Origin of the sequence: Lysobacter solisilvae (assembly GCF_016613535.2) — a bacterium.
Classification (GTDB): domain Bacteria; phylum Pseudomonadota; class Gammaproteobacteria; order Xanthomonadales; family Xanthomonadaceae; genus Agrilutibacter; species Agrilutibacter solisilvae.
On the sequence record NZ_CP071518.1, the window covers coordinates 1,443,784 to 1,454,911 of the forward strand.

Below are 11,128 nucleotides of genomic sequence, written 5' to 3' on the forward strand. Positions count from 1 at the left end.
GTCGTGATCCTCGACCGCCCGGCCGGCGCGCGCGGTGAAAGCCGCGCCGACTGGCTCGAAAGCCGCCACGCCTTCTCGTTCTCGCGCTACTACGACCCGGCGTGGATGGGCTTCGGCCCGCTGCGCGTGATCAACGAAGACGTGGTGGCGCCCGGCGCGGGCTTCGAACCACACCGGCACGCGAACATGGAGATCCTCAGCTACGTGCTGGACGGCGAACTGTCGCACCGCGACGACAGCGGCGGCGGCGGTGTGATCCGCGCCGGCGAACTGCAATGGATGGGCGCCGGCCACGGCATCGAGCACAGCGAGTTCAACGCCAGCCCGACGCGGCCGGTGCACTTCCTGCAGGTGTGGATCCAGCCCGACCGCCTCAACGCCACGCCGGCCTATGCACAGCGTGCGGCCGCGTCGACGCCGGGCTGGACGCTGATGGCCTCGCCCGATGGCGCGCAGGAGAGCCTGGCGATCCGCCAGGACGCGTGCCTGTGGCTGGCGCGTCCTTGCCCGGGCGAAGTCATGGGCGTTCAGTTGCTACCCACGCGCCGGTACTGGTTGCAGGTCGCGCGCGGCCGGGTGCGGTTCGCGGGGCGCGAGCTGAACGCGGGCGACGCGGTCGGCCTGGTGGAGGAGTCGGGCGAACCCGAGCTGCGGGCGCTCCAGGACAGCGAAGTCCTGTTCTTCGACCTGCCGCTGTAACGCTGCCGGGCAGACCCGGCGCCCGGCGGCTTCTGCCCCGGCCGCGCCGCGCCTACAATGGCGGCCCCGCGCCCGCATCGGCGCCCGTCGCCGCTTCCGCGCCCCGAGTACCCGCGCCATGACCGCAGCATCCGAGCATCCCACCCAGGCCAACGCCGAACGCCGCTACACCGTGACGCGCGCGGACCTGCCGCTGAGCTGCCCGCTGCCGTCGATGGCCCTGTGGAACTCGCATCCCCGCGTGTACCTGCCCATCGAAGCCGAGGGCCAGTGCCAGTGCCCGTACTGCGGCGCGCAGTTCGTGCTGGAAGACTGACGGATCGCCGCCCTTGAGGCGCCCGGACCGTCGCGATCGCGCGCGCCGATGCGCCGCCTGACCGTCGTCCAGTTGCTGCCCGCCCTCGAGTCGGGCGGCGTGGAGCGTTCCACGCTCGAGATTGCGCAGGCCCTGGTCGAAGCCGGGCACCGCGCCATCGTCGTCTCCGCCGGGGGGCGGCTCGTGCCGCGCCTGCTGGCCCTGGGCGCCGAACACGTCGCGCTCGACATCGGCCGCAAATCCCTGCTGACGCTGCGCCATGCGGGCCCGCTGCGCGCGCTGTTCGCGCGCGAAGGAGCGGCCATCGTCCACGCGCGTTCCCGGCTGCCTGCGTGGCTTGCGGTCCGCGCGCTGCGCGCCATGCCCGCGGCGAGACGTCCCCGTCTGGTGACCACCGTGCACGGCTTGAACTCGCCCTCGCGCTACAGCGCGGTGATGACCCGCGGGGAGCGGGTGATCTGCGTGTCGCAGACCGTGCGCGATTACGTGTGCGCGCACTATCCAAAGGTCGACCGCGAACGGCTGCGTGTCATCCCGCGGGGCATCGATCCGGCGGCTTTCCCGCGTTCCCCGCATCCGGACGCCGATGCGCGCGCCTGGGCCGCGCAGCAGCATCCGGCCATCGCCGGCGACGGCCCGCTGTTGCTGCTGCCGGGCCGCGGCAGGCGACTGAAGGGGCATGCCGATGCCCTGAAGCTGCTGGCGAACCTGCAGCGCGAAGGCGTGCGCGCGCGCCTGTGGCTGCCCGGCGCACGTGAGGCCGGCCGCGAGGCCTACATCGCCGAACTCGAACGCGAGGCCGCGCAGCTGGGCATCGCCCAGGCCATTGCATTCACCCCGCCCACCGACCAGATCGCGCGCGCCTACGCGGCCAGCGACCTTGTCCTGCAGCTTTCGCGCAAGCCAGAGTCCTTCGGCCGCACGGTGATCGAGGCGTTGTCGGTCGGGCGGCCGGTGCTGGGCTGGGCGCATGGTGGCGTGGGCGAACTGCTGGCGCAGCTGCAGCCGCGCGGCGCGGTGCCGCTCGGCGACCACGAACGGCTGCTCGACGCCGCGCGCGACATGCTGGCGCAGCCGCCGGAGCCTGCGGCTACCATTGCCTACACACTGCGCGCGATGCAGGAGGCCACACTTGCCGTCTACGCCGAACTTGTCGACTGAGCCGCAGGCCGCGGTCCCCGCCATGACGCCGGTCGCGGGCTGGCGTTGGGCGCCAGCCTGGGTGCTGGCCTACGTCGCGCTGTGGCCGGCGCCGGGGATCGCCGAAGGCGTGCTGGTGCTGGGCGCGCTGATCGCGCTGGGCAAGCTGGTGTTCTCGCGTTTCCGTGGCGGCGGGCAGCTCCTGAGCCACCAGGCCTGGGCGTTGACCAGCGTGCTGTTCTGCGCCTACTGGGTGCCGGAACTGGTCTCGGCGCTGGACGCCGTGGACAGTGCCCGCGCCCTCAAGGAAGCCGCCGGCGACCTGCGCTACCTGCCGTTCCTGTGGCTGGCTGCGGCGGCGGTCGGCGATGCGCGCGGACGGCGGGTCACCTTCATCGGCCTGGCGGTCATCGTCGGCGTGTGGACGCTGGACGCGCTGTTGCAGGCAGTCGCGGGCACCAGCCCGCTGTTCTTCGGCCTGGACGCGGTCAAGCAGGCGATCAGCCACCGCCCGATCTGCCCGCCCGAGGAGATTCTTGAAGCCAATCGCCTCAGCGGCATTCTGGGGCCCTGCAATCCCAAGCTCGGCCAGGTGCTGGCCAGCCTTTCGCCGTTTGCGCTCTACGCCGTCGCCCGTCGTTTCGACGGACTCGGCTGGGTGCTTACGGCTGCCGCGATCGGCGTGGTGATCCTGCTGACCGGCTCACGCGCGTCATGGATCACCTACGCGCTGGTGCTCGCGGTGTCGGGATGGCGCCTGCTCGGCGGCAAGCGGCTGCTGGCGGTATTCGCGGCGGGTGCGGTGGTGCTGGTGGTGCTGGGCCTGACTTCCGCGCAGGTGCGCGAGCGCCTGCAACGCACCACGCATGCCCTGAGCGCCGACACCCAGGGCGTCGACGCCGCGCTGTCGGGTCGTGCGCGCATCTGGGGTGCGGCCCTGTGCATGGCGAAGGAGCATCCGGTCAATGGCGTGGGCGCACGCGGCTTCCGCCATGCCTTCGCGGCCTGCGACCCGGATCCCACGCAGCCGCCGGCCTGGGGCGCGGGACCGGCGCTGCACGCACACCAGATCCTGCTCGAGATCCTCAGCGAGACCGGCGCGTTCGGCTTGCTGCTGTGGCTCGCAGGGGCAGCGCTGGCGTGGCGCGCCTGGCGCTACGCCGACGAGGCATCGCGCGAACAGGCCAAGCCCGCCATGCTGGCGCTCGCCGTCACCGTGTTTCCGTTCAACACGCACCTGGCGTTCTATTCGACCTTCTGGGGCGGCCTGACCCTCCTGCTGGCCGCGCTGTACGCCGGCAGCCTGCTGGCGCGCCGGCATGTCTGAGCCGGGCCGCGTGCCCTCGACCGGGGCGCGCTGCTGGCTGTTGGGCCCGGCAAACGTGCTGGCCGCCGGCGTCGCGCGCCTGCCGCAACGTGCGCTGCTGGCGGCGGGCACGCTGCTGCATGCGCTGGCCGCGCCGGTACTGGCCGGCCGACGGCGCATCGCCGCGCGCAACATCGCCCTGTGCTTTCCCGCGCTCGACGCCGCGGCGCAGTCGCGCCTGCTGCAGTCGACGATGCGCGACAACGTCACCGGCCTGCTCGAGTCGCTGCGCGGCTGGTTCGGCCGCGATGCCGACCTGCACGATCTGGTCGCGATCGAAGGCCTGGAACACCTGCGCGCGGCACGCGCGGGCGGCCGCGGTGCGCTGCTGGTCACCGGTCACATGCCGCACCTGGAGCTCGGCGGCCGCATGCTGGGACTGGCGCTGCGCGAGCCGCTGGCGATCGTCGCGCGACGCAACAACCGCGGCTGCCTGCAGCGCTTCCTCGAGGGCGCGCGGGCGCGTGCCTTCCACCAGGTCATCGACAAGAAGGACGCACGCGGACTGCTGCGCACGCTGTCGCGCGGCGGCGTCGTGGCGTGGGCGGGCGACCAGGACTTCAACTACCAGAGTGCGTTCGTGCCGTTCTTCGGCGTGCCCGCCGCCACCATCAGCGTGATGTCCCAGCTCGGGCGCCGCGCCGATGCGGCGGTGCTGCCGTACGGCTTCCAGCGCGAGGCCGACGGCCGCTATCGGCTGTGGATCGAACCGGCGTGGGAACCCCTGCCGCCGGCGCAGGATGCCGCGCGCTACATGGCCTGGCTGGAGCGCGTCGTGCGCCGCCATCCGTCGCAGTACCTGTGGGTGCACCGGCGCTTCAAGACCCGGCCGCCCGGCGGGCCGGATCTCTACTCCGGACAATGAACCCCGTCAGCGGTATAGCTCGCCGCGTCCGTCGGGCTGCCGCTTGAAGCGGCGATGGATCCACAGGTACTGCGCCGGCGCCGCGCGCACCATCGTCTCGATCGCGGCCATGACGCGCGCGGTGTCGGTGGTGGCGTCGTCGCTGGGGAACCCTTCGAACGCTGGCATCAGCCGCAGCGTGTAGCCGCCGTCGTCGCGCCGCTCGTGCGCGAACGCGAGCACCGCCGCGCCCGACAGGCGCGCCAGCTGGTGCGTCGAAGTCAGGCTGTAGGCGGGGCGGCCGAAGAAGGGCACGAACACGCTGTCGCCGCGTCGGGTGTCCTGGTCCGGAGCGAACCAGAGCAGGCCGCCCTGCTTGAGGTGGCGCAGTGCCGGGCGCAGTTCCTCGCGGCCGAACATCGCCGTGGCGTAGCGCAGGCGGCCGCGCTTGACTGCCCATTCCATCGCGCCCTGGTCGTGCGGCCGGTACATGCCGGCCAGCGGTGCGTAATCGCACATCAGGCGCGCAGCGATCTCCAGCGTGGTGAAGTGCCCGGAAACCACGATCACGCCCCGGCCGCCGGCGCGCGCTGTCTCCATGTGTTCCAGGCCTTCCACGCGCAGGCCTGCGCGCAGCGGCCCCACTTCGCCCCACCACGCGCGCGCGAACTCGAACAGCCCGATGCCCAGCTGCGAGAAGCTTTCGCGCAGCAGGGCCTGGCGCGCGCGGTCATCCAGTTCGGGAAAGCACAGCTCCAGGTTGCGGGCGGCGACCCGTCGCCGGGCGGGCAGCGCGACCCGCAGCAGCGTGCCCACGGCCCGTCCGAGCACGCGTTGTGCCGGCCATGGCAGTCGCGCCAGCAGCCACGCACAGCCGATCCCCAGCCACGCCGGCCACTGGCGCACGCCACGCGGCGGCGGGCCGGGGTCGGGCGGACTGGAGGCAGCGGGGGAGGCGTCGCGGGGCGTGCTCGACATGGCGGAATTCTAGCCGGCGCCGGCATGCTGGCCGCGCGACGGGGAGGAAGTCGTCAACTTCGTTATCCTTTGCCCATGCCACCCACGCCACGGATCGACGTCTTCGAGCGCCTGTTGCGCGGCCTGTACTCGGCGGCGCTGTACGCCCTGGCGCCGATCACGATCTACCACCTGATCTGGCGCGGGTTCCGCCAGCCGGCGTATTTCCAGCGCTGGCACGAGCGCTACGCGATGTACCGGGACGCGCCGCAGACGCGCACGCTGTGGGTGCACGCCGTCTCGGTGGGCGAGGTCAACGCCGCCCTGCCGCTGGTGCAGGCGCTGCGCCGTGGCCGCCCGGACCTGCGCCTGCTGGTGACCACCATCACGCCGACGGGCTCCGAGCGCGTGCGCAGCCTGTGGAAGGACGAGATCGAGCACGTCTACCTGCCGTACGACCTGCCCGGCGCGGTGGGTCGTTTCCTCGATCACTACCAGCCGATGGCCGCGCTGATCATGGAAACCGAGTTGTGGCCGAACCTGCTGTTCGGGTGCCGCGACCGCGGCGTGCCCAGCTTCATCCTCAATGCGCGGTTGTCCGCTCGCTCGCTGCGCGGCTATCAGGTCCTGGCGCCGCTGATCTCGCGGGCCCTGCGCACGGTGCGCACGGTCGCCGCGCAGAGCCATGCCGATGCGCGGCGGTTCATCCGGCTGGGCGCGCGCGCCGGGCAGACGGTGGAGACCGGCAACCTGAAGTACGACGTCAGCGTGCCCGAGGCCCTGCCGGAATTTGCCGCACAGTGCCGCCTGCACGCGGCGGGACGGCCGGTCTGGATCGCGGCCAGCACGCACGAGGACGAGGAGGCGGCCGTGATCTCGATCCACCGCCACCTGCGTGCGGCGCATCCCGACCTGCTGCTGCTGTGGGCCCCGCGTCATCCCGAGCGCTTCCGCGCGGTGGCCGAGCATGCGCGCAGCGCCGGCTGGCCGGTGTCGACCCGTTCGCGCGCGCGATGGCCGCAGCCCAGCGACGCGGTGTTCGTGATCGACACGCTCGGCGAGCTGATGAACTTCTACGCCTGCGCCGACGTTGCCTTCGTGGGCGGCAGCCTGCAGCCGGTCGGCGGCCATAACCTGCTCGAGCCCGCGGCCACCGGGACGGCGATCGTCACCGGCCCGCACCTGCACAACTTCGCCGAGATCGCCCACCGTCTCGAGCACGCCGGCGCGCTGCGCGTGGGTGCCGACGCGGACGCGGTGGAACGGGACCTCGCACAGCTGCTCGCCGATCCGGCGGCGCGCCAGCGCATGGTCGAGGCCGGGCAAGCCCTTGTGGAAACCGGGCGTGGCGCCCTGGCGCGCACGATGGCGCTGCTGGAGCCGGTGCTGACCGGACGCGCGGAATTGCGGTCGCCCTAGCTGCCGCGGCGCGCTCCGGGTTGCAGCGGGGAGTGCCAAAAACAAGGGCGGCCCGGAGGCCGCCCTGTCTGGGACCGCATACCGGCGTTCGGTCAGCGCTTGGGCGCCACGCTGGCTTCGGCGTTGACAGTGAGCAGGCGATTGATGTCCTGCACGTCGTTGACGTCCAGCGTCCCGGCGGCCTGTTCCAGCAGCAGCCGCGCCTGCAGGAAGTTGTAACGGGCCAGGGCGTACTGCTGCGATGCGGTGAACAGGTTGCGCTGGTTGGTCAGTACGTCGAGCACGGTGCGCGTGCCCACTTCCAGCCCGACCTGGGAAGCGTCGTACGCGGCCTGCGCCGACACGACGGCCAGGCGGCGGGCTTCGACTTCGCTGATGCCGGCGACCAGGTTCTGGTAGGCGTTGCGGGTATTGCGTTCCAGCGCGCGCTTCTGCTGCTCGTACTCGTCCTGTTCCAGGTCGCGGCGGGCCAGCGCTTCGCGCACGCCCGACTGGATCGCACCACCGGAGAAGATCGGCACCGAAAGGGTCACGCCCAGCTGCGGGCCGCGGCCGTGTTCCTCGCCGTCACCGGGGATGTCGATGCCGGCGAATTCACTGGAGCCCCAGCGCTTGGTGTCGCCGTAGCCGCCGTTGAGGTACAGGGTCGGCAGGTGGCCGGCGCGCGCCGTCGAGACGTTGGCCTCGGCCGACTGCACCTGGAACTCCTTCGCCTTCAGGTTCGGGTTGTTCGCGATGGCGGCCTGCACCCACTGCTCGACGCCGTTGGACTCGGGCAGCTGCGGCTGGAAGTCCACCGGCAGGCCCTGGATGTTGGTCACCGGGGTGCCGGTGATCTCGCGCAGGGCCTCGTAGGCATCCTCCACCGTGGTCCGGCTCAGGATGACGCCGGCGCGCGCGCTTTCGTAGGTGGCGCGTGCTTCGTGCACGTCGGTGATCGGCGCCAGGCCGACCTCCAGCCGCTTGGAGGCGAAGTCGAACTGCTTCTTCAGCGCGGACTCGGCGGCCTCGGCGGCGGCCAGGGTCTCCAGCTGCACCAGCACGTTGAAGTACGCGGCCGACGTGCGGGTGATCAGGGTGTCGCTGGCCGACTCGAGCTGGAAGTCGCTCGCGCGGCTCAGTGCATTGGCGCTGCGAAGGCGGGTGATGTTGCTGTGGTCGTAGATCATCTGGCGCACGCTGACGCCCATGTCGCGGGTCGTCGATTCGCTCTCCAGCGATCCGTTGATGGCGCCCGAGGGGCCGCCGGCGCCGTCGGGATCGAACAGCGTGTCGTGCACGCTTTCGTTGCGCGAACGGGTCAGCGTGGCTTCGCCGGCGATCTGCGGCAACAGCGCCGCGCGCGCCTGCACGGAACCCTCACGGATGGCCAGTCGTGCTGCTTCGGCGCCCGACAGCTGCGGATCGCCGGTGCGCGCCAGCTCGTAGGTCTGCAGCAGGTCTTCGGCCTGGGCGACCGCCGGCATCAGGGCGGACGTCGCGATCGCTGCGGCGAGGGCAACGACGAGGGGATGGCGGCTCATGCAAAGTCCTTTGATTACAGCTCGAAGGTAGGCGCCGGCGCAGCGCCGGCGAGGTAGGGGAGGTCGGTCTCGAACAGGGATTCGATGCGCGCCGTGCCCGAAGGGTTGCGTACCAGCACGGCTTCCATTGCCGGCGAGCGGCCGCGAACGATGAACATGCGGCCGTCGGGCTGCAGCCATTCCAGGAAACGCGGCGGAATGGCGCTGACCGCGCCGGTCACGCAGATGGCGGCGAAGCGGCGCGTGTTCTGCCAGTCGAACGCATCGGCGTGGATGACGTTGACATTGCCGCTGGCGCGCGCGGCCAGCCGGGCGCGGGCGGTGTCGGCCAAGTCGCCATGGCGTTCCAGGCTCACCACTTCGCGGGCCAGGCCGGCCAGGCAGGCCGTCAGGAAGCCGCTGCCGGTGCCGATTTCCAGCACGTCGTCGCCGGGGGCCAGTTCCAGCGCCTGCAGGGCGCGGCCTTCCACGACCGGCTTCATCATCTGCTCGCCGTGGGGCAGGGGCAGGGGCAGGTCGGTGTAGGCCAGGTTGCGGTGCTCGTGAGGCACGAAGGCCTCGCGCGGCGTGGCCGCCAGCACGCTCAGCACGCGCGGGTCGAGCACGTCCCAGGGTCGAATCTGCTGTTCGACCATCAGTTCACGGGCCTTGGCGTAATCGAGCGTGCTCATGGTGTCGGTGTCTTGGAGTTGCGCGGGGCGCCAATTCTACCGGGCCGGACGGGCTCTGGCCCGGGGCTCCGGCCGTGACGGCCGCGGCGGCAAGGATCGCCGCGGGGCCTGTTTCAACTGAGTGCCAGAAGTAACCGAGACTGACGTCGCCGGCCCGGGCGTTCGCCCGGACCGCCGTGATTCATCGCCGTCGCGAGCGCGCCGGCGCCACTGCGGCAGGCGGATCGCCCGGGCGGGCGTACGCGCGCAGGAACATGTCGATCGTCCCCTGTACGTGCGCTTCCACTTCCTCGGCGGCGAAGCCTGCGTTGCAGCCGCACAGCAGGCGCATGTGCAGCTCGCCCTTGAGCAGGCAGAAGAACTGCGAAGCGGCGCGGTGGACGTCCGGGACCTCCAGCGCACCGGCGGCGACTTCCTCGCGCAGGAAGCCCTCGAAGGCCTCCTGCACGCGCCGCGGGCCCGCGTCCCAGAACAGCTGGCCCAGCTTGGCCGGTGGCGGCTGGGTGGTCACCACGCGGTGGATGGCCAGCGCTTCCTCGCTGGCGATCAGCGCGAAAAAGCCGCGGCCGATCTCCAGCAGGCGCTCGCGCAGGGGCGTGTCCGCGTCGATCGCGAACAGCCCGGTAGAAAGCTGCTCTTCGCACTTGGCGCTGATGGCCTCCGAGAACAGGGCCTCCTTGTCGCCAAAATGGCTGTACACCGTCAGCTTGGAGACCCCGGCCTCGGCGGCAATCTGGTCCATGCTCACGCCTTCGAAGCCGTGGCTGACGAACATGCGCTTGGCGGCCTCCAGGATCGCGGCACGCTTGCCCAGGTCCTTGGGCCGGCCGGGGCCGGACGGGCGGGGGGGCGGAGGGGTCTTGGAAGGGGTGGAGCTCATGTCGGGGAATACTAGACTAACCGGTTCGATAAATATACAGTACCCGCTGGTTCATTAATGACAGCCCCCATGGCGGTCCCCATGCGCACTCATCCCCGCACCTTTTTCCGGCCCGCCGTGCAGACGTCGGCCCTCCTCGCAACCACGGCGCTCGTGCTGGCGCTGGCCGGCTGCGGCGCCGAGGCGACCCCGCCCGAGCCGGCGCGCCCGGTGCTGGTCACCCGGCCCGGCGGTGGCGCCGAAGCGGCCCTGGCCGCCTATGCCGGCGAGATCCGCGCCCGCGAGGAAAGCCCGCTGTCGTTCCGCGTCGGCGGCAAGCTGCTGCGGCGCGAGGTGGACGTCGGCGCACACGTGCGCCAGGGCGACCTGCTCGCAGTGCTGGACGCCGGAGACCTGAGCGCCCAGGCGCGCGCCGTGCAGGCCCAGCTGGCCGCCGCGCAGGCCGAGCTGGCCCGCGCCAGCGGCGACCAGGCCCGCTACGCCAAGCTCGCCGCGCAGCAGCTGGTCAGCCGGTCCGTGCTCGATGCGCAGAACGCCGCCGTCGCCGCCGCACGCGGGCAGGTCAACGCCGCCCGCGCCAACCTCGATGTCGCGCGCAACCAGACCGCCTACACCCAGCTGCGCGCGCCGCGCGACGGCATGATCGCCACCCGTTCGGCCGAAGCCGGACAGGTGGTGGGCGCCGGCCAGCCGGTGTTCTCCATCGCGGCCGATGGCGGCCGCGAAGTCGCCATCGCCCTGCCGGAAAGCCGGATCCGCGAGTTCACCGTGGGCCAGCCGGTCCTGGTCGAACTGTGGAGCGCCCCCGACCGTCACCTGCCCGGCACCATCCGCGAGATCTCCCCTGCCGCCGATCCGCAGGCACGCACCTACGCGGCGCGGGTCAGCCTGGTCGGCGCGGCCGCGGAGGCTGTCGACCTGGGCCAGAGCGCGCGCGTGTACGTGCAGGACAATGGACAGCGGGCCGCGCTGACGGTGCCGTTGTCGGCATTGCAGCGATCGCCGACAGGCGAGGCGGCGGTATGGGTGGTTGATCCGGCCACGCAGACGCTGCACCTGGCCCCGGTCAGGCTGGGTGCCTTCCGCCAGACGACGGCGCCCCTGCTGTCGGGTGTCGCGCCCGATGCCTGGATCGTCGCTGCCGGCGGCCACCTGCTGCGCGAGGGCCAGAAGGTGTCGCCAGTGGACCGGCAGAACCGGCCGATCGAGAAAATGCCCGGCAACCCCGTCGCCGCAAACGCGCCCTGACCGGCGCTGGCCAGCGCGCCCCGACCGGCGCGCCTGGATCGCCGATCCGCGTCCTGCCGCTTCCC

Annotated in this window: 11 protein-coding genes; 7 read left to right on the top strand and 4 right to left on the bottom strand. The window is 71.9% G+C overall.

Annotated features, from left to right (window positions below):
- Positions 1–3 precede the first annotated feature (3 nt).
- The 5 genes from I8J32_RS06380 to I8J32_RS06400 all read left to right on the top strand — a co-directional run bounded on the left by I8J32_RS06380 (position 4) and on the right by I8J32_RS06400 (position 4,386).
- Positions 4–699 carry a pirin family protein gene (locus I8J32_RS06380; protein WP_245156438.1) on the top strand — a complete coding sequence of 232 codons (696 nt, stop codon included), beginning with the start codon at positions 4–6 and terminating at the stop codon, positions 697–699.
- A 118-nt stretch (positions 700–817) separates the two neighbouring features.
- Positions 818–1,015: a zinc-finger domain-containing protein gene (locus I8J32_RS06385; protein ID WP_200616096.1), complete on the top strand. Its 198-nt coding sequence runs from the start codon at positions 818–820 to the stop codon at positions 1,013–1,015.
- Between the two features lie 48 nt (positions 1,016–1,063).
- Positions 1,064–2,176, top strand: a complete 1,113-nt coding sequence (locus I8J32_RS06390; RefSeq protein WP_200616094.1) for a glycosyltransferase family 4 protein — start codon at positions 1,064–1,066, stop codon at positions 2,174–2,176.
- 22 nt (positions 2,177–2,198) lie between these two features.
- Positions 2,199–3,482 (top strand): O-antigen ligase family protein, encoded by a 1,284-nt coding sequence (locus I8J32_RS06395; protein WP_207526831.1) that lies wholly within the window; start codon positions 2,199–2,201, stop codon positions 3,480–3,482.
- Complete coding sequence (locus tag I8J32_RS06400; RefSeq protein WP_200616091.1) at positions 3,475–4,386, top strand: lysophospholipid acyltransferase family protein; 912 nt, start codon at positions 3,475–3,477, stop codon at positions 4,384–4,386. Before I8J32_RS06395 ends, I8J32_RS06400 begins: the two co-directional genes overlap by 8 nt.
- A gap of 6 nt (positions 4,387–4,392) precedes the next feature.
- Here I8J32_RS06400 and lpxL read toward each other — a convergent pair whose 3' ends face one another.
- Positions 4,393–5,343: an LpxL/LpxP family Kdo(2)-lipid IV(A) lauroyl/palmitoleoyl acyltransferase gene (lpxL, locus tag I8J32_RS06405; RefSeq protein WP_200616089.1), complete on the bottom strand. Its 951-nt coding sequence runs from the start codon at positions 5,341–5,343 to the stop codon at positions 4,393–4,395.
- Positions 5,344–5,418: 75 nt separating this feature from the next.
- Between lpxL and waaA the strand changes: the two genes are divergently transcribed.
- Entirely contained in the window at positions 5,419–6,741 is a 1,323-nt protein-coding gene (gene waaA, locus I8J32_RS06410; protein WP_200616088.1) for a lipid IV(A) 3-deoxy-D-manno-octulosonic acid transferase, read from the top strand.
- A gap of 92 nt (positions 6,742–6,833) precedes the next feature.
- Here waaA and I8J32_RS06415 read toward each other — a convergent pair whose 3' ends face one another.
- The 3 genes from I8J32_RS06415 to I8J32_RS06425 all read right to left on the bottom strand — a co-directional run bounded on the left by I8J32_RS06415 (position 6,834) and on the right by I8J32_RS06425 (position 9,815).
- Positions 6,834–8,264: a TolC family outer membrane protein gene (locus I8J32_RS06415; RefSeq protein WP_200616086.1), complete on the bottom strand. Its 1,431-nt coding sequence runs from the start codon at positions 8,262–8,264 to the stop codon at positions 6,834–6,836.
- 14 nt (positions 8,265–8,278) lie between these two features.
- Complete coding sequence (locus I8J32_RS06420; RefSeq protein ID WP_200616084.1) at positions 8,279–8,935, bottom strand: protein-L-isoaspartate O-methyltransferase family protein; 657 nt, start codon at positions 8,933–8,935, stop codon at positions 8,279–8,281.
- A gap of 181 nt (positions 8,936–9,116) precedes the next feature.
- Positions 9,117–9,815: a TetR/AcrR family transcriptional regulator gene (locus I8J32_RS06425; RefSeq protein ID WP_200616082.1), complete on the bottom strand. Its 699-nt coding sequence runs from the start codon at positions 9,813–9,815 to the stop codon at positions 9,117–9,119.
- A gap of 81 nt (positions 9,816–9,896) precedes the next feature.
- Here I8J32_RS06425 and I8J32_RS06430 point away from each other — a divergent pair, with 81 nt between their 5' ends.
- Positions 9,897–11,063: an efflux RND transporter periplasmic adaptor subunit gene (locus tag I8J32_RS06430; protein ID WP_200616081.1), complete on the top strand. Its 1,167-nt coding sequence runs from the start codon at positions 9,897–9,899 to the stop codon at positions 11,061–11,063.
- Positions 11,064–11,128 lie beyond the last annotated feature (65 nt).